Source organism: Streptomyces sp. SKN60 (assembly GCF_026236535.1).
Classification (GTDB): Bacteria; Actinomycetota; Actinomycetes; order Streptomycetales; family Streptomycetaceae; genus Streptomyces.
Genome location: NZ_JAHTMW010000016.1, coordinates 82381 through 102902 on the forward strand (window position 1 = coordinate 82381; position 20522 = coordinate 102902).

The window sequence follows — 20522 nt, forward strand, 5'->3', positions numbered from 1 at the left end:
CACTTTCCGAACGACCGGCTGGCATCGGTCAGTTCGGCGGTGGCGGGTTCACGGGCGTGCCGTCGGCCATCCGATTGCCCCGCCAGACGTTGCCCTTTCCGGTGGGGTTCCAGTAGGAGACGGCACCGTACTTGCCGCCCGCCGGGTAGTACTGCGGCGAGAAGACGTTGTCGGTGACCTCGATGCCCGAGGAGTCCTTGCCGCCCGCGTAGAGCGTATAGGCGCCGCCCGCCAGCCAGTTGTCGTGGACGACGGTCCCGGTGACCGGGGCGCTGTCGGCGAACAGACCGACGGCGGCGGAGGCGCCCTTCTCGACCGGTGTCGGGTTGAGCAGCGTGTTGTGACGGATGGTCAGCTTGCCCTTGCCGCCGCCGTTGCTGATGACGGCGTTGGTGTGCTGCCATTCGCCGTCCAGGTTCTTGAACGGGACGATGTCGTGCACGTAGTTGTCGTGGATCTCGCCCTGGCCCATGGAGAGGGCGTCGCCGAAGACCGAGATGTCGCAGTAGCCGATCTCGATCGAGCTGGTGGACATGTTGGAGACCGCGTAGTCCGAGCCGCCGTTGTTCAGGCCCTTGCCGGGCACGGCGGTGATCGTGGTGTGGAGGATCTTCAGGCCGGAGAAGCCGGGGCGCAGGTTGATGCCCCACCAGTTGGTGGAGGTGATCCGGCTGTCGACGACGGTGACGTTGTTGGCGTAGACGTCGAGGGAGCCGGTGATGTCCCAGCCGCGGATGACGGTGCCGTCGGTGCGGATGGCCGCGTTGCCGGTGCTCTGCGGGGTGAGCGTGGCGGTACGGGGGCCGGTGGTGGTCTCGTCCGGGTAGCCGCAGTCGCGGGGCCGCGCGCAGCCCTTCGGCGCGGCCGGCTTGCCGTCGTCGGCCTTCCCGGAGGGGCCGCCGTCGGCGCCGGGGGCGGTGATGGCGCGCGAGTCGCACAGCGCCGCGCCGCCCAGGCAGAGCGCCTGCTGGCCGAGCCCGGTGAAGGTGAACAGGGCGAACAGCAGGACGGCGGCGAGCAGCGCCGCGCCGAGGGCCTTGCGGCGACGGGGTCGGGCCAGGGAACTCACCTCATCGTTCACGGGCCGGCTCGGCCGGCCGCTTCGGTGCCGGTACGGAAGGGGCGGCGCCCGTGTCCTCCGGCTGCCCGGTCCGGTCGCGGCCGAGCCTGGCGCGTGCGCCGCGCACCAGTGTGCGGGCGGGCAGCGCGCACACCGCGTAACACACCAGGCCGATGACACTGGTGGCGCACACGGCCGGCGCCCCCTCCCCCAGCCGCTGCCGCAGCACCACCAGGACCAGGGCCATCACCAGGCCGCCGAGCACCGGCCGTACGCACACCCGAACGAGGGCCCGGACGGCCACGCCGCCGCGCCGCAGGGCGAGCACGAAGACGGGCAGGACGACGGCGCCCGCGACGACCACATGGCCGGCGGCGACCGTCTCGATGCCGCCGGCCCGGGCCGCGAGGACGAGCACGGGCACCAGGGTGACCAGCCAGAGCCCCTGGATGAGCAGCAGGGCGCGGCGGCGGCCGATCGCGACGAGACAGTCGTACGTGAGCTCGGCGGCGATCCTGGCCAGGCCGAGGGCCATCAGCCAGGGCAGCGCCTCGGCGGCGGGCCGCCACTTCGCCCCGTACACCAGCTCGACCAGGGGTCCGGCGAGCGCGCCGAGCAGGACGCAGGCGGGCACGGTGGCGGTCATCAGGGCGCCGAGGGCGCGGGCGAAGCCGTCGGAGAGGGCCTTCGGGGTGTCGGCGAGCCGGGAGAAGCCGGCGAAGGACACCCGCCGCGCGGTCTCGGAGATGACCCGCACCGGCCAGCCCGCCATGTTGAAGGCGAGCATGTAGAAGCCGAGGGCGACATGGCCGAGGACGGCGCCGACGATCATCGCGTCGGCGTTCACCACGGCGAGCGAGAGCAGGCTGGCGCCGGCCAGCGGCAGTCCGAAGCGGAGCAGCGCCCGGGCCTGCTCGCGGTCCCAGCCGAAGCGGAGCATGCCGGGCGCGGCGAGCGCGCAGCCGGCCAGGGCGACCACGTTGCCGGCCACGGCGCCGCAGGCGAAGCTCATGGCGCCCCAGCCCTGGAGGGCGAGGACCAGGGTCACGGTGGTGCTGACGACGAAGTTGAGGGCGTCGACGATCATCCGGCGGCCCTGCCGGAACTCGCGGGTGAGGACTCCGGCGGGCACCTGGGACAGGCCGTCGAGGATCAGACAGAGGCACATCACCCGCAGGACGGCGGTGGCCTCGGGGGCGCCGAGGAGCGCGGCGACGCCGGGGGCGGCGGCGAACAGCGCGACGTAGAGCAGGGAACTGGACAGGGCGCCGAGGGTGAGGACGGTGGGCGCGAAGCGCCGTACGTCGCCCTCCCAGCGCACGACGGCGAGGGTGACGCCGAGCTCGTTGGCGGCGAGCAGCACCATGAGGACGGTCTGAGCGACGCCGTACACGCCCCAGGCGGCCGGGTCGAGGACGTAGCGGACCAGGACGATGCCGGTGGCGAAGTTGCCGAGCCGCATCACCACGGTGTTGATCAGGCTCCAGCGGGTCGCGGAGCGGACCTTGGTGCCGAGGGAGGCGGGTCCTGCGGCAGGGGCGGCGGAGTCGTTCGCCATGGGTGGTGGGTGTCCCGTCACTTGGCCCAGGAGGGGGGTCGTTTGGCGGGGCGGCGCTCGGAGACGGGCAGGACGGGCAGCTGCACGGTGGGCTGGTCGAGCTGCTGCGGTACGGCGGCCCGGTCCCCGTCCAGGTCCTCCTCGTCGTCGTCAACCGCATCCGCGTCCGCGTCCCGGCCGGCTTCCGCCGCTTCCGTAGGCGCCTCGGCGGCGGCCCGGGCCTTTGCCCTGTCCTTGGCGCGGCGCCGCGCCTCGGCGAAGAAGGTCGCCACGAGGCTGAGCACGATGCCGAGGCCGGCGGCCATGATCAGGTACTGGACCTTGGACTTCACCTGGGGCTCGGGGTCCTGCGGCGGGACGATCGTGGTGATCCGGATCATGGCGTCCGGCGAGACCTTCTGGTCCGCCTGGAGGTCCTTGAGCCGCTGCGCGGTGAACGCCATGAGGGTCTTGTTCCCGGCCAGGACCGCGTCCCGGTCCTGGCCGGTCACGGTGAGCCAGAGCAGCGGGCCCTGCGCGTTGTCCGCGATCTTCGCCTCGTACTTCTCACGCATCCCCTGGGTCTTCAACTCGGCGACAGAGGCGTCGGAGTTGACGTTGCGGGCGAGGCTGTCGGCCATGCCGGTGAGCGAGGGCTCCATGCTGAGGAAGGGGTTGCCGTCGGCCTCCGCGCCCTTGCGGGAGTTGAGCATCGCGACGGTGCTCTGCGACTCGTACGTCACGGGCACGACCAGCCACGCGCCCACCGTGAGCCCGGCGGTGAGCAGAAGGCCGGGCAGCAGGACGTACCACCGCCGGCACATGACCCGGAAGATCTCTGCGAGGTCCATGGCATTCCCCCTTGCGCGCCCCCGTTCGGCGGCGGCTGCTCAACTGCCGTACCGCAGATGAGAATAGGTGGGATCGCGAGCGGGCGTGACCCCTTCGCGATCACCACGTGCGGCGGTTCAGCGGCCGTCGGTGGGCCTGGGGCGGGTGGTGGCGGTGCCGCCGTCGAGGAGCACCCGGGCGATCCGCTCCCCCGCCCGGCCGTCCCACAGGGCGGGGCGGCGGGGCGGCGGCGGGGCGTCGAGGAGCTTCAGGGCGGTGGCGAGGATCCGGTCCGGGTCGCGGCCGGCGAGCACGTTGGTGCCCTGCTCGACGGTGATCGGGCGTTCGGTGTTGTCCCGCAGGGTGACGCAGGGCACGCCGAGCGCGGTGGTCTCCTCCTGGACGCCGCCGGAGTCGGTGAGCACGATCCGGGCGCCGGCCTGGAGGGCGATGAAGTCGAGGTAGCCGGCGGGCGGGACGAGCCGGATGCCGCCGGGCGCCCCGATCGCGTCGATCCTCTCGGCGGCCCGGGGGTGCACGGGCAGCACCAGCGGGCAGTGCGCGGCGACCTCGCCGAGGCCCTTGAGCAGGCCGGCGAGGATCTCCGGGTCGTCGACGTTGGCGGGCCGGTGCAGGGTGACCAGGCCGTACGAGCCGGGGGTGAGGCCGAGGCCGGCCAGGGTGCCGGAGGCCCTGGCCCGGTCGAGGTTGGCGAAGAGGGTGTCGATCATGACGTTGCCCACCACGTGGATCTGGTCCTCGTGGTAGCCCTCGGCGCGCAGGTTGTCGGCGGCGTCCTCGGACGGGGCGAGGAGATAGTCGCTGACCCGGTCGGTGGCGAGCCGGTTGACCTCCTCGGGCATCGACCAGTCGCGGCTGCGCAGGCCGGCCTCGACATGGGCGAGCAGGGGTCCGGCCTTGGCGGTGACGAGGGCGCAGGCGAGGGTGGAGTTGACGTCGCCGACCACGACCACGAGGTCCGGGGCGAGTTCGTCGACGAGGGGTTCGAAGGCGGTCATGACCCGGCCGGTCTGGGCGGCGTGGCTTCCGGAGCCGACGCCGAGGAAGCGGTCGGGCGGGCGAAGGCCCAGGTCGCGGAAGAACACGTCGTTCATGGCCGGGTCGTAGTGCTGGCCCGTGTGGACGAGGAAGGTCTCGGCGCCGTGTGCCTCCAGGGCGTCCAACACCGGTTTGATCTTCATGTAGTTGGGTCGCGCGCCGGCGACACAGATGATCCGCATGGGGGTCCGCATGGGGGTCAGAGCACCTCGATCCGGGGACCGCTCAGCCGGCGGCGGCAGTCGAGTACGTAGTCGGCGTGGGCCTCGACGAGGGCGTAGTCGAAGGCGTCGTGGTCGGTGAGGAGCACCACCGCGTCGGCGGCGGCGAGCTCGGCCTCGGTGAGTTCGACCCGTTCCAGCCGGTTGTCGACCCGCTGGCCCTCGACGACGTGCGGGTCGGCGGCGCGGACCTCGGCGCCCATGTCCAGGAGGAGTTGGGAGATGCGGAGCGCGGGCGACTCGCGGGCGTCGCCGGTGTTCTTCTTGTAGGCGAGGCCGAGGAGCAGGATGCGGGAGCCGTTGACGGACCGCTTGCGGGTGTTGAAGGCGTTGACCAGGCGCCGGGTGACGTAGTCGGGCATGTGGTTGTTGATGTCGTTGGCGAGTTCGACGAATCGGAAGCTCTGCCCGAGTTCGCGCTGCACCCGCCAGGACAGGTAGGAGGGGTCGATCGGCAGGCAGTGGCCGCCGACGCCGGGTCCGGGGGTGAAGCGCATGAAGCCGAAGGGCTTGCTGGAGGCGGCGTCGATGGCCTGCCAGACGTCGATGTCGAGGTGGCGGGCGAACATCGCTATCTCGTTGACGAGGGCGATGTTGACGTGCCGGAAGGTGTTCTCCAGGAGTTTGGCGAGCTCGGCCTCCTTGGGCGAGCCCACGGGCACGGTGGTCTCCACCAGGGCGTCGTAGAACTCCTGGACGGCCTTGAGGGAGCCGGCGTCCACTCCGGAGACGATCTTCGGGGTCTGCTCGAAGCCCCAGACCGGGTTGCCGGGGTCGATCCGCTCGGGGCTGTAGCCGAGGTGGAAGTCGGCGCCCGCGACGAGTCCGGAGCCCTCTTCGAGGAGCGGTCCGAAGAGCTCCTGGGTGGTGCCGGGGTAGGTGGTCGACTCCAGGATGACGGTGGCGCCGGGGCGCAGATAGCGGGCGAGGGCGCGGGCCGACTCCTCGATGTAGCGCAGGTCGGGGGTGCCCTCGTGCAGCGGGGTGGGCACGGTGACGACGGCGACGTCGAAGCCGCCGCAGTCCCGTACGGAGTCGCTGGCCCGGTAGGTCCCGGCGTCGAGGGCGGCGCGGATCCGCTCGGCGGAGACGTCCTCGACGTACGACTCCCCGGCGGCGAGGCTCTTCACCCGCTCGGTGTCCACGTCGTAGCCGATGACCTCGTGACCGGTCTCGGCGGCGCGGATGGCGAGCGGCAGTCCGACGTATCCCTGTCCCACGACGACGACGCGGCGCATCACGATTCCCCCCTGCTGGCGGTGCTGATCGACGGTGAGGCGGTACGGCCGAGCAGCAGCTCGCGGCCGGTCATCAGGGCGAAGGAGACATTGGTGGTGAGGTAGCGGCGGCCGAGCCTGCGCGGCTCCTGGAGCGTGCGGTAGAGCCATTCGAGGCCGAGCCGCTGCCAGCGTTCGGGGGCCCGGCGGGTGACGCCGGCGAGCACGTCGAAGGAGCCGCCGACGCCGTGCACGAGCGCCACCTTGCTGCGCTCGCCGTAGCCGGCGGTGAAGATCTCCTTCTTGGGCGAGGTCATGCCGAGGAAGAGCAGGTCCGCGCCGCCGGCGGCGATGGCGTCGGCGACGGCGGGCTGTTCGGCGTCGGCGAAGTAGCCGTTGCGGCTGCCCGCGACCCGCAGACGGGGGTGGCGGACGGCGATCCGGCGCAGCATCTCGTCCAGGACGTGCTGCTTGGCGCCGAGGAAGTAGACGGACAGGCCCTCGCGTTCGGCCTCGGCGAGCAGCCGGGTGAACAGGTCGATGCCGGCGACGCGTTCGGGCAGCGGGCGGCGGAGCAGCCGGCTCGCCCAGACCACGGCCTGGCCGTCGGCGAGAACGAGGTCGCAGCCGGAGACGGCCCGGGCGAGGGCGGGGTCGCGGCGCATGTTGACCAGCTTGGCGGCGTTGACGACGCCGATCTCCAGGCGCTCGCCGGCCCGGATCGCGGCGAGGCAGTGGGCGACGGTCTGGTCCATGGTGAGGGCGTCGAGGGTGACGCCGAAGAGGTTCTGACGCGGGGTCATCTCTCGCCACCCCCGGGGAGCGAGCCGAGCCAGGCGAAGAGCATCCAGCCGAACTCGTACGGGCGGCACTCGCGGTCCACGGAGGCGGGTTTGAACACGGCGTCGAGCGCCCCGAGCCGCAGGCCCGGCAGCAGGCGGGTGCTCAGGCCGCGGGCGGCGCGGACGGCCTTCTTCGGGTCGCCGCGGTAGACCTTGCGCCAGGTCACCCCGAGCTCGTCGAGGATCATCGGCTCGGTGGCGCCCGCGCGGGCGAGCTCGGGCACCTCGGTCATCCAGCGCAGTCCGCGCCGGATCGGCTCGCCGAAGTCGGTGCCGCCGGCCTCGGCGAGGTCGAGCAGCGCGGTGGGGGCCATGGCGTGCTGGTGCACGCTGTAGACGGGGTAGCCCTCGACGAGGGTGCCGCGGCGGGCGTCGTAGTGCCACCACCACTGGCCGCCCTCGCCCTGGAGGGCGCAGATCCGGGTGGCGCAGGCGTCGGCGGCGGCCAGCGCCTGCGGGTCGTCGCCGCTCGCGTGGGCGCGGGCGAGGGCCTGCAGGGGGTACGTCTGGTCGGCGAAGCAGCCGATGTGGGCGCGGAACCAGGGGTTGAGGCCCGGGCCTGTGGCGTGCGGGAAGAGCGGGCTGCGGCCGATCCGGGCGCGCAGCAGCCGGTCGCGGGCGGCGGCGAGCCGCTGCTCGACGTCGAGGAGGGGGCGGGCGGCGGCGAGCGCCGAGAGCACCCAGGCGGCCTCGACGGTGTACTGGGGCCGGCCGGGCGGGTCGAGGAGGGCGACCCGGTCGAGGGCGTCGGACAGCTTGGGGTGCCCGGTCTCGGCGGCGGCCCAGGCTATGAGCGCGGCGTCGCCGAGGTTGCGCACCCCGGGCAGCCGCTCGATCAGGAGCCCGGTGAACTCCTCGGCGGTGTGGCCGCCGAGCACCGCGCGCTGCCGGTCGGCGGGCAGGAAGCGCGCGCCGAGGGCGGTGATCGCCGCGTAGCGGATGCTGGTGCCGCGCTGCTCCAGGACGAAGGAGCCGGCGCCCGAGGGGCGCCCGGCGCGGGTGAAGACGAATCCGGCGCCGTCCGGCAGGAGCATCCGCGGAAGTCCGCGCTCCGCCACGGTGAGCAGTCGGGTGGCGAGTTCATGGAGCGTTCCGTCGGCTCGGGAGAGCTCCGTCAGCCGTGAACTGTGTGGAATGTCGGGTGTGTTGGCAGGACGATCTGACACACCCACCCCCCTCGGGTCGGTCCGGTCCAGAGCGGCTGGTCCGGGTCGGCGTGTGAACGGCCCGGTGTGGGCGGGCCGTTGTGGTGCGGCGCTGAGCGATGAGAGCGGCGGGGGTGAGGTGAGGGGGACGGCCTTTCATGTGTGCGGGAGCGCGGCACGGCAGGCCGGGAGGGTCTCCTCCAACCCCCCGGGCGGCACCGCGCCCACGCGTCCGCTCGGTCACCCGGTGGATCCCCATCCTCCGGACGTGCCGACAAGTCCCCCTCGAACACCCCCTGGGCACAGCGCGACGGCTGTGCTCAACTCGCAGCGTACAACGGGAAGATAGGCGCACAACACGGTGACGATGAGGCCTTTCGCGGAATTGGTGGCAAGCAGCCGCGAAGCCGCACCGATCCTGCCGTTCCGCCGGGCGCCAGCCGTTACAGTGGGCGCGCGTCCACCCGTTCGACGAGGCTGGAGTCCTTGACCGTGTACCTGGCCGATCGCTCCGCCCCGCGCGGGACCGCCACCGCGCGGGACCGTGTCCGCGGCACGGTGCGGGCGGTCTCGCCGACCGTCTTCGCGCTCGGCGCGGTCAGCCTGATCACCGATGTCTCGACCGAGATGGTCACCGCCGTCCTGCCGCTGTACCTGGTCCTCGGGCTTGGCCTGAGCCCGCTCGGTTTCGGTGTGCTCGACGGCGTGCAGAACGGGGTGAGCGCCCTGGTCCAGCTCACCGGCGGCCACCTCGCCGACCGGGTGCGCGACCACAAGCTGGTGGCGGGGATCGGCTACGGCCTGTCGGCGCTGTGCAAGCCGCTGCTCCTCGTGCACCACATGGGCGCCCTGGGCGCGGCCCTCGCCCTGGACCGTACGGGCAAGGGTCTGCGCACCGCCCCGCGCGACGCGCTGATCTCGCTGTCCGCGCCGCCGGAGCGGCAGGGCCGGGCGTTCGGTGTGCACCGGGCGATGGACACCACCGGAGCGCTGCTCGGTCCGGTGCTCGCCTTCCTCATCCTCGGTGTGGCGGCGGGGGGGTACGACGCGGTGTTCGCGGTCAGCGGGTGCGTGGCCGCGCTGGGTGTCCTGGTCCTGCTGCTGTTCGTACCGGGCGGGAAGCGGGCGTCTGCGGCGTCGGCGGCCGCGTCCGCGGCGGCGCCGGTCGAGAAGGTCGATCTGCGGGCCGCCTTCGGGCTGTTGCGCACCCGGCGGCTTCGGGTGCTGTTCGGCTGCGCGGTGCTGCTCGGTCTGACGACGGTCAGCGACGCCTTCCTCTACCTCCTGGTGCAGCGCCGTACCGGAGTCGCCGAGCAGCTGTTCCCGCTGCTGCCGCTGGGCACGGCGACGGTCTTCCTGCTGCTCGCGCTGCCGCTCGGGCGGCTCGCGGACCGGGTGGGCCGGCGCACCGTCTTCCTCGCCGGCCACGCGGGGCTGCTCCTCGCGTACGCGCTGCTGCTGTGGGCCCCGGCGACGCCGGCCCTGCCGTACCTGGTGCTCGTGCTGCACGGCGCGTTCTACGCCGCGACCGACGGGGTGCTGCCGGCGGCGGTGGGCGCGGTGGTGCCGGAGCGGCTGCGGGCGAGCGGGCTCGCCCTGGTCGGCACCGGTCAGGCCCTCGCCCGGTTCTGCTGCTCGCTGGCGTTCGGTGCGGCGTGGGCGGCGTGGGGCGACGGGCCCGCGCTCGCCGCGGCGGCGGCCGGGCTCGCGTGCTGCGCGACGGCGGCGGGCGTGGCCCTGCGCCCGACCGCTCCTGCCTTGTCCTCGTCCCCGGGAGAAGAGTGATGTCCCTGACCCCGCTGCGCCGACTGCTGATCCTGGCTGTCGGGGTGCTGCTGCTCGGGGGCGTCGGCGCCTGGTCGGTGCTGTCCGCCGCCGACCGGGCCGAGGAGGAGAACAAGCCGCGCCCGGGCGGCCCGGCGTTCACCGCGGGCCGGGTCACCCTCGACGAGCCGGGCCGCCTTGTCTTCCGCAACACGGCCGCCGGGCCGCAGCGCGACCACCTGGTGTCGGTCCCGGCCGACCGGGCGGCGGGCTCCGTCCGTACCGCCTCGGACCTGAGCTGTCTGCGCTTCCACTCGGCCGCAGGCACCGGTGTGTGCCTGCAGTCCACGACGGCCCTCGGCCGCCCCGCGTACCGCGCGCAGATCCTCGACGCGGGCCTGCGCACCGTGAAGAGCTACCCCCTCGCCGGCATCCCGAGCCGCGCCCGGGTCTCCCCCAGCGGAAAGCTGGCCGCCTGGACGGTGTTCGTGAAGGGCGAGTCGTACGGCACCGCCTTCTTCTCCACCCGCACCTCGATCCTGGACACCCGGGGCTGGCAACTCATCCCGAACCTGGAGGAGTTCGCGATCACCCTGGAGGGACGCCCGTACCGCAACCAGGACGTCAACTTCTGGGGCGTCACGTTCGCGACCGACGACGACACCTTCTACGCGACCCTGTCCACGGGCGACGACACCTACCTGGTGCGCGGGTCGGTGCGGGCCCGCGCGGTGACCACCCTGACGCGGAACGTCGAGTGCCCCTCGCTGTCCCCGGACGGCACCCGCGTCGCGTACAAGAAGCGGGTCCTCGGTACGGCCGCTCTCTGGCGCGAACACGTTCTGGATCTGCGCACGTTGAAGTCCACCACGCTCGCCGAGCGCCGCAGCGTCGACGACCAGGCCGTCTGGCTCGACGCCCACACCCTCGCCTACGCCCTCCCCGCCGACACCCGCCCCAACAGCAACGACACCTGGACCGTCCCCGCCGACGGCACCGGCACCCCGAAACTCCTCTTCGAGGACGGCCAGGCCCCGCCGACGCCGGTCAAATGACCGGATGATCCTGCGCCCGGCGGTACCGCTGTTCACGTCCGACTGGTGAGCGTGCGAGGCGACGCGGTTTTCGATCACAGGATTAGCATGTGCACGCCATCGCACACGCCAACGGCACCGCACTGCACTGCACTGCACTGCCCTGCATCGAAACAGTCACGACGGAACGGGACCATGTACTTCAAGCGGATCACCACCGCCCTCACCACCATCGCCGCGCTGACCGCGCTCACGGCCTGCGAGGACACCGGCCACGACCGCACCGTCGAGGTGACCAGTCCGACCGCCGCTCCGGGCAAGGGAACTGACGTCTCGTCACTGGAGCAGGCGCAGGCGTACGTGCAGGGTTACGCGTCCTGCGAGAAGATGGGGACGGATCCGAACGACTCGCGACTGCCGCTCACCGACCTCACGACGGTCGGGAAGTGGGCGGTGACCGAGCGGGGTGTGTGCAGCGACCGGGTCGAGCACGGCGAGTTGATCTTCTACATGACGTCCGACATGAAGGCGTTCCAGGAGAGCTACAAGAAGCGGGTGTTGGACAAGATCACGGCGGGCGAGGCCACCTACGGTCTCTTCAGCCGGGTCTTCGTCGGCAAGAACTTCGCCGTCACGCCGACGGAGACCAAGACCGCGCTCAAGCTGTCCCGTTCGGATCTACGCATTCTCACCTGCAACCCGACGGCGACCGTGCCGGAGGGGTACAAGCGCGAGAAGGCCTTGGTCGACGGCTGCGTCCTGAGCGACTTCGTCGGCAGCGCGGACGGCTCCGGCAGCCCGAACTTCGAGGCGCCGCGCGATCCGGCCGCGAGCGACGAGCCGTCCGACAAGCCGGGGCAGCCGACCGAGGGAAGCCTGGGGCTGCCGCGCGCCGAGAGCCTGGACGAGCTGAAGAGGATGCTCCACCCGAACTACATCGACTGCGCGAACTATGCGACCGACCCCGACACCCTCGCGGTCGAGTCGATCGACTACCGGCCCGTCATCACCGGTGACCACCGTGCCTGGGGCGTCGAGGACCGTGCGCTGTGCGGCTACCCGGCGGGCGAGCAACGCGCGCACGACCTCAACTGGATCGACACCGTCTACGACATGACGCTCCTTCAGAACCGGGCCAGGGACGCCCAGCGCGAGGACCTGAAGGACGACAACCGGCTCAGTTCCACCGCGAGCCGGCTGCTCGTCGGCCAGAACATCGCGGTGGAGACGAACGACCCGGCCGTCCGCAACGGCCTGTACCAGCTCCAGTTCCTCTACCTGAACTGCGAGCCGGGCTTCGCCGCCCCGGCGGGCTACCGTCTGGAGAAGGCGAGTGCCGACGGGTGCGTCCTGACCAACTACGAGCCCGGCGGCAACTGAGGCCTCAGTTCGCTGCGGGCGTCACCGTGACCACGGCCGTCACACCGTCCACGCGGAACGATCCGGCCTCACCCTCCTCGTACAGGACCGCGTCGAAGCGCTCCAGGGTGCGGCCGGAGCCGGTCTCGGTGGCCGTGCCCGACAGCACGACGACCAGGGTCACGGCGCCGGCCGCCGGGGCGGCGACCTCGAACGGCTCGCGGGTCGGCCGTACCTCCGCCGTGGCGGCCGTACGCCGGGTCATCACGTTGAAGTCGACGAGCGGGCCGCCCAGGAGACGGCAGTCCGTCGCCGCGTCGCCGGAGAAGGCGAACGGTTCGTAGGCGGTGTCGACGAGGTGCGGGGTCCCGTCGACCGTCAGCTCCATGCCGGGGCCGTCGACGACCGTGATGATCCGGTCCACGCCCGGGAAGGCGGAGAACGGGCCGCCGGCCGCGACATCGGCGAGGCTGACCCGCCAGGTGAAGTCGTCAAGACCCGCGTCGGCGGGCCCGGCGGCCACCTCGCGGGTCACACCTCCGCCGTTCCGCCAGGGCGTCGCCGGCCGGTCGTGTGCCCTGAGCAGGCGTCCTGCGTGGCGTCCTGCGGTCATCTCGTCAGCTCCTGGTGCCGGTGGATCTTCACGGTCAGGCCTCGCGGCGGTGGTCGGCGATCGCGCGGCGGCTGTGTTCGAGGTGCCGGACGGCCAACTCCTCGTCGAGGTGGGCGCGGAGCCGCGCGAGTCCGTAGCTCCACGAGCTTGCTCCCGGGGGCGGGCGGACCCCGTCGAGAATCTCGTCCCGGAGGTGCCGTGCGACCCGTTCCGACTCCGGTTCGCACTCCCCTGCCGCTGCCATGCGCACAGTCTCCCACGTGGGGATCTACGGCTACGGCTACGGCTACGGCTACGGCTACGGGGCGAGCGTGGTCTGGGGCAGTGAGGCCCGCTGGACGCGGGTGTCCGCGTCCGTGTCGATCAGGCCGATCATGAGCGGGTTGGGGCCGGGCGCGGCACCGGTGGCGGCGCGGATGCGGTAGCGGTGGGTGACCACCGCGTCCTTGGCCAGGGCCGTGCCGCCGGTGGCGAGCTCGTACGGATAGACGTCGTTGGCGATCCGCAGCGTGGCCGCGCGCCAGGTGCCGGCCGAGGCGTCCCAGCGCTCCAGGCGGTAGGCGGGGTCGGCGGTGGCGCCCGGCATGATCTCCATCTGGAGGGCGAGCGTCAGGTGCCGGTAGGCGCGGGTGTTGCCGTTGCGGAGGGTGACGGTGAACTCCTGCGCGGCGCCGCCGGCCCTCAGCCTCAGCCCGCCGCCCGGCGTGGCCACCCGCATCGCGAGGGAGGTCGGCGCCGGCGCCGGCGTCGGCAGCCTGGTCGCGGCCTTCGAGGACGACGCGGGCGACGTCGGTGCGGTGGGCGAGGCGGGGCGGGTGGTGACGCTCGCCTCGGGTGTCGGCGTGGGCGTGGCGGTGAGCGCGGCCGTGGCCGTGGGCGAGGGGCTCGCCGAGGCCGGGGAGGGGGAGGTCGTCGCCTTCCCGGTCGCCTCCGGGCCGCAGCCGGTGGCGGCCGCCGCCAGGAGCACGGCGCTCACCGTGCCGACGACGACGGCGTGGGTACGGCGCATGTGGTTCTCCCTGGCGTTGCTCGGTGCGGTGGGCCGGGTCAACCTACCGGCGGCAGGACACGGTGCAGCCGAGGAGACGTAACGCTTCGGACGCGCGGTACCCCGTCGAGCCGCGGCCGGGCCGTGTTAGCCTTGCGAGGTTGCAGTTGCGGTACCCATGAACCTATGTGCGCCTGACGGGAATGCTTCTCATCGGGCGCATATTTTGTTTTCCGGCATCTCCGGATGGGGCCTCTGCCTACAGAAGGAGAAAGTCATGGCGCAGGGAACCGTGAAGTGGTTCAACTCCGAGAAGGGCTTCGGCTTCATCGAGCAGGACGGCGGCGGCCCGGACGTCTTCGCCCACTACTCGAACATCGCCACCCAGGGCTTCCGTGAGCTCCAGGAGGGCCAGCGTGTGTCCTTCGACGTGACGCAGGGCCAGAAGGGCCCGCAGGCGGAGAACATCGTTCCCGCCTGATCGCCGTACGCGTATCGGTACACCGGGGTCGGCACCGTCATGGTGCGGGCCCCGGTTTGCGCTGTTTCCAGGAAGGCAGACCTCCGCATGTCCCGTAGGCCCCAGAAGTCGAACCGACGCGCCTCGAAGCCGTCACCGGCCCCCTCGTCGCCGAGGGAGTTCCAGCTGCCGGAGAGCACGACGCCCGCGCTTCCCGCCGTCGAGGAATTCGCCGACATGGGCATGCCCGGGGGGCTCCTGAAGACCCTGGCCGCGCAGGGGGTCACCACCCCCTTCCCCATCCAGGCCGCCACGCTGCCGAACTCGCTGGCCGGCCGCGACCTGCTGGGCCGCGGACGCACCGGCTCCGGCAAGACCCTCGCGTTCGGTCTCGCGCTGCTCGCCCGTACCGCCGGACTGCGGGCCGAGCCCAAGGCGCCCCTCGCCCTCGTGCTCGTACCGACGCGGGAGCTGGCCCAGCAGGTGACGGACGCGCTCACCCCGTACGCCACGGCCGTGAACCTCCGGATGACCACCGTGGTCGGCGGGCTCTCGATCAACAAGCAGGCCTCCGCGCTGCGGCGCGGCGCCGAGGTGCTCGTGGCGAGCCCCGGCCGGCTCAACGACCTCGTGGAGCGCGGGGACTGCGTGCTCGACGACGTCCGCATCACGGTCCTGGACGAGGCCGACCAGATGACCGACATGGGCTTCCTGCCGCAGGTCACCAAGCTGATCCAGCAGGTGCGGCCGGACGGGCAGCGCATGCTCTTCTCGGCGACCCTGGACGCCAACATCGACCGGCTGGTGAAGCGGTTCCTGACGGACCCGGTCGTACACTCCGTGGACCCGTCCGCGGGCGCGGTGACCACCATGGAGCACCATGTGCTCCACCTCATGGACGAGACCGACAAGAAGGCCGTCACCACGCGCATCGCGGCCCGGGACGGCCGGGTCATCCTCTTCCTCGACACGAAGCGGTCGGCCGACCGGCTCGCCAAGCGCCTGCTGTCCGTGGGCGTCCGCGCCGCCGCGCTGCACGGCGGCCGCTCGCAGCCGCAGCGGAACCGGACCCTGGACCAGTTCAAGAACGGCCAGGTCACCGCGCTGGTGGCGACCAACGTCGCGGCCCGGGGCATCCACATCGACAACCTCGACCTCGTCGTGAACGTCGATCCCCCCACAGACCACAAGGACTACCTGCACCGCGGCGGCCGCACGGCCCGCGCCGGCGGCACCGGCAGCGTGGTCACGCTGGTGCTGCCCGAGCAGAAGCGGGACGTCTCCCGGCTGATGTCCGACGCGGGCATCCGTCCCAGCACGGCCCGCATCAAGTCCACCGACGCGGAACTGACCGACATCACCGGCGCCCGCGAGCCCTCCGGCGTCCCCGTCGTCGTCGAGGTCCCCCAGCCCGCGACCCCGCCGGCGCCGCGCCGCGAGCGCAGGACCGACGCCGAGCGCGGCACGGGCGCGCGGCCCGCCCGACGGCGCCGCAGGGCCGGTGGCGGTGCCGGCGCTGGTGCTGCCACTGGCACCGGCACCAGGGCGGCGGAGGCCGCCACCGGTACGAAGGAGCGCGGCACGAAGGACCGGGTGGCGAAGGACCGGGTGGCGAAGGAGCGGGTGGCGAAGGACCGGACCGCGAGCCGCCGGACCGCCGCCGGCGCGTCGGGCACCGCCCGCTCGGCCGGCCGCCCGGACCGCCGGGGCGGGGAGGGCAAGGAGTCCCGCGGCGCCTCGGCCAGGACCGCCGGCGTCAGGCGCGGAAGTCGTGGTGCGTGAGGTCGATCGCAAGCGAGTTGCCGAGGTTGTTGAAGAACACCGCGGTCGTGCCGCGCGTCGCCACCCTCTCGAAGGGGTTGGAGTCGGCCATGAACACCACCCACACCAGGTTCCGGTCCGTGTCGAGGCGGGCCGCGAACCCTTCCGAGCCGTGTGCGCCGTCTCCCCCGCACACATAGCCGGACGCGTCCGGCAGCTTCGCGAAGCACCGTCGGTGGATGTCGATCTGCGTCACGCCCTCCGGATCCTCCGCCAGCAGGGCGTCCAGGTCGAGGGGCGCTCCGAGCTCGAACCACGACAGCGCGGCGCCGTCGGTCGCCGCCTCGCGCGCCGAGCCGTCGGCCCGGTAGAGGCCGCTGCGGGCGGGTGCCAGGCCGGCCCGCCACAGATCGGTGATGCGGCTCATCGTCCCTTCCCATCAGTCGGTCGTGCGCAAAAAGGTGGCGGCTCCGGTCCAGGGGTTGACCGGAGCCGCCACAGTGCACGCGCGTGGAGAGGCGGTGCACGCCGTTCAAACACGAGGGCCGTCTGAGGAGGAGGGGGCGACCCTGCAGTGTTCTGTTCGGGCCCGTGGGGGCGCACTCAGTAAATATTCTTACGGTCGAGAAAGCAAGAGAATGAAAATTTTCATGCACCGACCGTGCGCACCGACGTGCCCGGAGCGCCCTCAGTCGTCCATGAAGAAGTCGTACTGCTCCGCCGCCTGCTCGTACTTCTCCAGACGGGTCTGCGTCCGCTCCGGATCCGCGTCCGCCATGGCCTGGAGGATGGCCGCGGACAGCACGCCCGGCGCCGCGTAGGAGTCGAAGACGAGGCGGGCCCCGGTGCCGGCGCTGAACACCACATCGGCCTCGTCGACCAGCGGCCCGAGCGTCAGGTCGGTGATCAGCGCGACGCGCAGCCCGACGCGGCGCGCGGCCCGTACGACGGCCAGCGTCTCCTTGGCGTGCCGGGGCATGGCGAAGGCCAGCACCCACTCCCCGCCCGCCTCGCGCGCCTGCAGCAGCCCGTCGTACGCGACGCTGCCGCCCCGGGTCACCACCCGTACGTCCGGGTGGATGCGCCGCGCCGCGTACGCGAAGTACTCGGCGAGGGACACCGAGATCCGCAGGCCGAGGACGGTCAGGGGGACGGACCGGGCCAGCTCACGGCCGATGTCGAGGATCCGGTCGGGGTCGGCGAACACTCGCCGCAGCGACGTCAGGTTCTCGATCTCGGCGTCGACCGCCGACTGGAGCTCGTTCCGGAGCCGCCGCTCGTCCGGCGCACCGGCGACCGCGCTGAGCGCGATGGGCTGGAGGGCCTCCCGGAGCGCGGGGTACCCGCTGAACCCCAGCGACGAGGCGAAGCGGGTCACCGACGGCTGGCTGACGCCCACCCGCTCCGCGAGCTCGGTGATCGACAGGAACGCGGCCTCGGTGAGGTGGTCCGTCAGGAACTGGGCGATGCGCCGCTGCGCGGGCGACAGCCGGTGCCCGCCGAACAGCACCTGCAGCCGCTCGGCGGGGGACGCGGTCTCCCCCTCCTCCTCCGGCGCGCGCCTGCCCGGCGTGATCGCGGCCGCCTGTGCGCGCGCTTGCTGCTCGGATGGCACGGGCCCAGATGACACGGGGTGGCTCCTTCTCGTCTCGCTGCTGCCCAAGATAGTTCAACGGTGGCGCGTTCTAGATCACCTGAAAGGTGGCCATCATGGCCATGTCCTCGTGTTCGAGGTTGTGGCAGTGCAGCATGGAGCGGCCCTGGTAGCCGTCGAAGCGGACCAGGACCTCGACGACCTCGTACGGCCGGACGTCGACGGTGCCCTTCCAGCCCGCGTCGCTCGGACGAGGCCGCCTGCCGCCGCGCGCGACGGCCTGGGAGTGGGCCAGGTGCACATGGACTGCTCGTCACCGCTGTGGGTGCGGCGGAAGTCGAAGGTGCGGACCGACATCGCCTCGGTGGGGGTGAGGGCGGCATACGCCGAGAGGCGGGCGGGGACGCGGCTGTCGTCCTTCGCCCTTCACGTGACACGGAAGCGCGTGACGTGCCGCATCGGGCCGCTCGCCGCGGTGTTGACCAGGGTGACCCGGCCGCCGAGGGGGAGGGCGGAGAAGTCGACGACGACGTCGAAGCGTTCGGCCGGCGCCATGCCGACGGTGCTCAGCGGCCGGGGCGCGGCGAGCAGGCAGCCGTCTCTGCCGATCTGGACGAAGGGCGGGTGGCCGCCGCCGTCGCCGTCGAGGCGGAGCCGGCAGCGGCGGGCGCTGGAGGCGTTGAGGAGACGGAAGCGGTAGCGGGCGGCGGGGCGCCGAGGAGTTCCGCGTTCGCCGCGTGCCAGGCGAGGAGGTCGAGGTCCCCCGTGACGAACAGGCCGGCGAGCGCCGCCTGCAGGAGGGTGTCGAGCAGCAGGAGCGCGGCGCTCGCCCTCAGCACGTGGAGCGGCCAACGGGCCTGGCGGGGAAGGGACTTCACGCCCGGTCCCCCCGTTCCACCGAGCCGGCCGGGTCGGCGAGGGCGCGCTCGTACGCCTGGAAGCCGTCCTGGACGCCCAGGAAGATCTCGCCGAACTCCAGGTAGCCCTCGCTGATCAGCGGGGTGTCGCGCAGTGCCTCGACGAGGAAGTAGTAGGACCGCAGGTCCTCCGTCTCCAGGACCGCGAAGTCGGTCACCTGCGCGTGGAAGGCCTCCGCGTCGAAGAAGCGGGCCGTCACCCGGGGCGCGTGCGCGGCGAAGAGCGGGTCGAGGTGGGTGGCGCGCCGGGCGTTCCGCTCCTGCCGGGACAGGGCCAGCCAGCGCGGAGTGACGCGGTAGGTCAGCACGATGCCGTACTTCAAGGGATCCCCCGTTTGCTAACACCGTTTACTTTCGGGTGAGAACTAAAGTGATACGTGTTAACTTTGTCAAGCGGCGTCGCCCGCGGATCCGTTGTCGCACCCTTGCCACCACCAGCCCCACCGCGAAAGGCCACCGTGACCCGCTCTGACGCTCCCCCGCCCACCCGTCGCCACCGGGTCCGCGAACAGGCCCTCGGCGAGATCCTGCGCACCGCGCGCCGGCTGCTGGTCGAGGAGGGGCAGACCGCCGTCACCCTGCGTGCCATCGCCCGCGAGATGGGCATGACGGCGCCGGGCCTGTACCGCTACTACGCCAACCACCAGGACCTGATCCAGGCGCTGGCCTCGCATCTGTACGACGAGCTCGCCACCTCACTGGCAGCGGCGCGCGACCGGCAGCCGGAGGACGGCCCGGGGCCGCGGATGCGGGCCGTGTGCGCGGAACTGCGCCGCTGGGCGCTGGCCCACCCCAGGGAGTTCGGCCTGCTGTTCGCCAAACCCCTCACCGACGCCGCCACGGACCCGGACCGGCCCGCCCACGACGCCGGCTGGCGTTTCGGCGGCGTCGTCCTGGAGCTGATGGTCCGGCTCTGGCAGCGCGGCGGCGTCACACCCCCCGAGGACCTCGACCCCGCCTGGATCACCCAGCTGGAGGAGGTCAGGGAGCACCTGGCCGGCGAGCCCGTGCCGCTGGAGGTCCTCTACGTCTTCGTCGCCTGCTGGACCCGGCTGTTCGGGACGGTCGCCGTGGAGGCCTTCGGCCACCTCGACTTCGCTCTGACCGACGCGGAGCCCCTGTTCACCCGCGTGGTCGACGAGATCATGACCGCCCTCGGCGAGGGCACGGGCTGAGGGCCCGGGGTCAGGTGCGGCTGGGCCGGCCGGTCGGGTCGCAGGGAAGGGGACGGCCCGGGTGGTCGGCGGCGAAGTCCTCGCCGATGTCGTCGGCGGTCTCCTCCATGGCCTCGCTCGTGATGCGGATCTGCCCGGAGAACGGCTTGTCGATGTCCTCGATCAGCAGCAGCGACCCGGTGAAGAGGCCCGCCAGGACGAAGAGCAGGACGAAGTGCGAGGGCCCGCGCCTGCGTGGCAGCCCGAAGGCGAAGCCGCCGATGGTCGCGGCCAGCGAGATCACCATGAACCAGTACACGACCGTCGGGATCGTCGGCGTGGCCTCGGAGAGCCTGGTCTGGCGGGCGACGGAACGTTCGTCGTCCGCCTCGACGAGCAGTTCGAACGCGCTGGCGTCCTTGTGGGCCAGGGCCTTGAACTGGCTGCGGAACTCCGAGGACCAGACCGACGCCTCGGGCGCCTTCTCGCCGGTGTTCATCGCCGGCCACTCGTACGACATGATCGCCTGCGCGTAGCAGACCGCCGCGCCCTGCATCCGCTCGCGCTCGGGCTCGGGAGCGTAGTCGGCCACCTCGTACAACTGGTCCACCCGGTGCGCCTCGGCTTCCACGGCCGCGCCGGCCGCCCCGTACGACTCGGCCGCCACGACGATCACGAACGCCACGAGCAGCACGGCCAGCGTCTCCAGCGGGCTGATCAGGTCGCTGATCGACGCCTCCTCGTCCTCGGGTCCGGCCGCCGCGCGGCGGCGCCGCAGCCAGTTGGCGAGCAGGCCGGCGGCGAGCGCGGCGGCCATGATGAGGATGGTGATGGTGGTGAGCATGAGCGAGGCCCCGGGTAGGCGGTCGTAGTCGTCGTACCGTGTCTCCCCGCCCACCCCACCACGCTCGCCGCACGAGGGCCCACCGCGGCTGCGCCGTCCGGCCCAGCCCCGCCGAAGACGGG

The 20522-nt window shown here is 72.4% G+C and carries 24 protein-coding genes; 7 read left to right on the forward strand and 17 right to left on the reverse strand.

Going from position 1 to position 20522, the window contains the following annotated elements; all coding sequences use genetic code 11:
* Positions 1-28 precede the first annotated feature (28 nt).
* From KV205_RS25580 to KV205_RS25610, 7 genes are all read right to left on the reverse strand, one after another.
* The gene (locus KV205_RS25580; RefSeq protein WP_265866966.1) at positions 29-1081 is read right to left on the reverse strand and encodes a hypothetical protein; all 1053 of its coding nucleotides are present in this window, start codon (positions 1079-1081) and stop codon (positions 29-31) included.
* Positions 1071-2618 (reverse strand): oligosaccharide flippase family protein, encoded by a 1548-nt coding sequence (locus tag KV205_RS25585; RefSeq protein WP_265866967.1) that lies wholly within the window; start codon positions 2616-2618, stop codon positions 1071-1073. The genes KV205_RS25580 and KV205_RS25585 overlap by 11 nt, the downstream gene beginning before the upstream one ends.
* A 17-nt stretch (positions 2619-2635) precedes the next feature.
* Entirely contained in the window at positions 2636-3448 is an 813-nt protein-coding gene (locus KV205_RS25590; protein ID WP_265866968.1) for a chain length determinant protein, read from the reverse strand.
* Positions 3449-3565: 117 nt separating this feature from the next.
* The gene (wecB, locus tag KV205_RS25595; RefSeq protein ID WP_265866969.1) at positions 3566-4681 is read right to left on the reverse strand and encodes a non-hydrolyzing UDP-N-acetylglucosamine 2-epimerase; all 1116 of its coding nucleotides are present in this window, start codon (positions 4679-4681) and stop codon (positions 3566-3568) included.
* Positions 4682-4686: 5 nt separating this feature from the next.
* Positions 4687-5946, reverse strand: a complete 1260-nt coding sequence (locus KV205_RS25600) for a nucleotide sugar dehydrogenase (RefSeq protein WP_265866970.1) — start codon at positions 5944-5946, stop codon at positions 4687-4689.
* Complete coding sequence (locus tag KV205_RS25605; RefSeq protein ID WP_265866971.1) at positions 5946-6728, reverse strand: WecB/TagA/CpsF family glycosyltransferase; 783 nt, start codon at positions 6726-6728, stop codon at positions 5946-5948. Before KV205_RS25605 ends, KV205_RS25600 begins: the two co-directional genes overlap by 1 nt.
* A complete protein-coding gene (locus KV205_RS25610) occupies positions 6725-7933 on the reverse strand; it encodes a hypothetical protein (protein ID WP_265866972.1) in 1209 nt (402 codons plus the stop codon). Before KV205_RS25610 ends, KV205_RS25605 begins: the two co-directional genes overlap by 4 nt.
* 471 nt (positions 7934-8404) lie before the next feature.
* On the opposite strand from KV205_RS25610, the gene KV205_RS25615 reads away from it, so the two are divergent.
* From KV205_RS25615 to KV205_RS25625, 3 genes are all read left to right on the forward strand, one after another.
* Entirely contained in the window at positions 8405-9697 is a 1293-nt protein-coding gene (locus KV205_RS25615; RefSeq protein WP_265867042.1) for an MFS transporter, read from the forward strand.
* A gap of 5 nt (positions 9698-9702) precedes the next feature.
* On the forward strand, positions 9703-10731 hold the full coding sequence (locus KV205_RS25620) for a TolB-like translocation protein (RefSeq protein ID WP_265867043.1): 1029 nt from the start codon (positions 9703-9705) through the stop codon (positions 10729-10731).
* Positions 10732-10905: 174 nt separating this feature from the next.
* Positions 10906-12090 carry a hypothetical protein gene (locus KV205_RS25625; protein WP_265866973.1) on the forward strand — a complete coding sequence of 395 codons (1185 nt, stop codon included), beginning with the start codon at positions 10906-10908 and terminating at the stop codon, positions 12088-12090.
* A 4-nt stretch (positions 12091-12094) separates the two neighbouring features.
* On the opposite strand, the gene KV205_RS25630 is transcribed toward KV205_RS25625, so the two are convergent.
* Genes KV205_RS25630 through KV205_RS25640 form a run of 3 tightly spaced genes read right to left on the reverse strand, consistent with a single transcriptional unit; the run spans position 12095 to position 13400 of the window.
* Complete coding sequence (locus tag KV205_RS25630; RefSeq protein WP_265866974.1) at positions 12095-12682, reverse strand: HutD family protein; 588 nt, start codon at positions 12680-12682, stop codon at positions 12095-12097.
* A 34-nt stretch (positions 12683-12716) separates the two neighbouring features.
* Positions 12717-12926, reverse strand: a complete 210-nt coding sequence (locus KV205_RS25635; RefSeq protein ID WP_265866975.1) for a hypothetical protein — start codon at positions 12924-12926, stop codon at positions 12717-12719.
* A gap of 54 nt (positions 12927-12980) precedes the next feature.
* Complete coding sequence (locus KV205_RS25640) at positions 12981-13400, reverse strand: hypothetical protein (protein ID WP_265866976.1); 420 nt, start codon at positions 13398-13400, stop codon at positions 12981-12983.
* Between KV205_RS25640 and KV205_RS25645 the strand changes: the two genes are divergently transcribed.
* The 3 genes from KV205_RS25645 (at position 13387) to KV205_RS25655 (ending at position 15912) form a co-directional block, all read left to right on the forward strand.
* Positions 13387-13773 (forward strand): hypothetical protein, encoded by a 387-nt coding sequence (locus tag KV205_RS25645; protein ID WP_265866977.1) that lies wholly within the window; start codon positions 13387-13389, stop codon positions 13771-13773. The two genes, KV205_RS25640 and KV205_RS25645, sit on opposite strands and share 14 nt — an antisense overlap.
* A gap of 174 nt (positions 13774-13947) precedes the next feature.
* Positions 13948-14151, forward strand: coding sequence for a cold-shock protein (locus KV205_RS25650; protein WP_007502648.1), 204 nt, complete (start codon positions 13948-13950; stop codon positions 14149-14151).
* 87 nt (positions 14152-14238) lie between these two features.
* Entirely contained in the window at positions 14239-15912 is a 1674-nt protein-coding gene (locus tag KV205_RS25655; protein ID WP_265866978.1) for a DEAD/DEAH box helicase, read from the forward strand.
* Here the strand turns inward: KV205_RS25655 and KV205_RS25660 are convergent.
* The 6 genes from KV205_RS25660 to KV205_RS25685 form a co-directional block, all read right to left on the reverse strand.
* A complete protein-coding gene (locus KV205_RS25660) occupies positions 15887-16318 on the reverse strand; it encodes a hypothetical protein (RefSeq protein WP_265866979.1) in 432 nt (143 codons plus the stop codon). The genes KV205_RS25655 and KV205_RS25660 overlap by 26 nt on opposite strands.
* Before the next feature lie 261 nt (positions 16319-16579).
* Positions 16580-17506: a MurR/RpiR family transcriptional regulator gene (locus KV205_RS25665; protein ID WP_265867044.1), complete on the reverse strand. Its 927-nt coding sequence runs from the start codon at positions 17504-17506 to the stop codon at positions 16580-16582.
* A gap of 70 nt (positions 17507-17576) precedes the next feature.
* Positions 17577-17786 (reverse strand): multicopper oxidase domain-containing protein, encoded by a 210-nt coding sequence (locus KV205_RS25670; RefSeq protein WP_265866980.1) that lies wholly within the window; start codon positions 17784-17786, stop codon positions 17577-17579.
* 125 nt (positions 17787-17911) lie between these two features.
* The gene (locus tag KV205_RS25675; protein ID WP_265866981.1) at positions 17912-18040 is read right to left on the reverse strand and encodes a hypothetical protein; all 129 of its coding nucleotides are present in this window, start codon (positions 18038-18040) and stop codon (positions 17912-17914) included.
* A gap of 11 nt (positions 18041-18051) precedes the next feature.
* Positions 18052-18363 carry a hypothetical protein gene (locus tag KV205_RS25680; RefSeq protein WP_265866982.1) on the reverse strand — a complete coding sequence of 104 codons (312 nt, stop codon included), beginning with the start codon at positions 18361-18363 and terminating at the stop codon, positions 18052-18054.
* The gene (locus KV205_RS25685) at positions 18360-18725 is read right to left on the reverse strand and encodes a darcynin family protein (protein ID WP_265866983.1); all 366 of its coding nucleotides are present in this window, start codon (positions 18723-18725) and stop codon (positions 18360-18362) included. The genes KV205_RS25680 and KV205_RS25685 overlap by 4 nt, the downstream gene beginning before the upstream one ends.
* 135 nt (positions 18726-18860) lie before the next feature.
* Between KV205_RS25685 and KV205_RS25690 the strand changes: the two genes are divergently transcribed.
* The gene (locus KV205_RS25690) at positions 18861-19577 is read left to right on the forward strand and encodes a TetR/AcrR family transcriptional regulator (RefSeq protein ID WP_265866984.1); all 717 of its coding nucleotides are present in this window, start codon (positions 18861-18863) and stop codon (positions 19575-19577) included.
* A 10-nt stretch (positions 19578-19587) separates the two neighbouring features.
* Here KV205_RS25690 and KV205_RS25695 read toward each other — a convergent pair whose 3' ends face one another.
* The gene (locus tag KV205_RS25695; protein WP_265866985.1) at positions 19588-20454 is read right to left on the reverse strand and encodes a DUF4239 domain-containing protein; all 867 of its coding nucleotides are present in this window, start codon (positions 20452-20454) and stop codon (positions 19588-19590) included.
* Positions 20455-20522: the final 68 nt, after the last annotated feature.

Bases quoted from the DNA above. Each gene is read 5' to 3' on its own strand.
- KV205_RS25585 (WP_265866967.1), bottom strand. From the start codon at position 2,618: ATGGCGAACGACTCCGCCGCCCCTGCCGCAGGACCCGCCTCCCTCGGC.
- KV205_RS25590 (WP_265866968.1), bottom strand. From the start codon at position 3,448: ATGGACCTCGCAGAGATCTTCCGGGTCATGTGCCGGCGGTGGTACGTC.
- wecB (WP_265866969.1), bottom strand. From the start codon at position 4,681: ATGCGGACCCCCATGCGGATCATCTGTGTCGCCGGCGCGCGACCCAAC.
- KV205_RS25600 (WP_265866970.1), bottom strand. From the start codon at position 5,946: ATGCGCCGCGTCGTCGTCGTGGGACAGGGATACGTCGGACTGCCGCTC.
- KV205_RS25605 (WP_265866971.1), bottom strand. From the start codon at position 6,728: ATGACCCCGCGTCAGAACCTCTTCGGCGTCACCCTCGACGCCCTCACC.
- KV205_RS25625 (WP_265866973.1), top strand. From the start codon at position 10,906: ATGTACTTCAAGCGGATCACCACCGCCCTCACCACCATCGCCGCGCTG.
- KV205_RS25630 (WP_265866974.1), bottom strand. From the start codon at position 12,682: ATGACCGCAGGACGCCACGCAGGACGCCTGCTCAGGGCACACGACCGG.
- KV205_RS25635 (WP_265866975.1), bottom strand. From the start codon at position 12,926: ATGGCAGCGGCAGGGGAGTGCGAACCGGAGTCGGAACGGGTCGCACGG.
- KV205_RS25640 (WP_265866976.1), bottom strand. From the start codon at position 13,400: ATGCGGGTGGCCACGCCGGGCGGCGGGCTGAGGCTGAGGGCCGGCGGC.
- KV205_RS25650 (WP_007502648.1), top strand. From the start codon at position 13,948: ATGGCGCAGGGAACCGTGAAGTGGTTCAACTCCGAGAAGGGCTTCGGC.
- KV205_RS25655 (WP_265866978.1), top strand. From the start codon at position 14,239: ATGTCCCGTAGGCCCCAGAAGTCGAACCGACGCGCCTCGAAGCCGTCA.
- KV205_RS25660 (WP_265866979.1), bottom strand. From the start codon at position 16,318: ATGAGCCGCATCACCGATCTGTGGCGGGCCGGCCTGGCACCCGCCCGC.
- KV205_RS25675 (WP_265866981.1), bottom strand. From the start codon at position 18,040: ATGGCGCCGGCCGAACGCTTCGACGTCGTCGTCGACTTCTCCGCCCTC.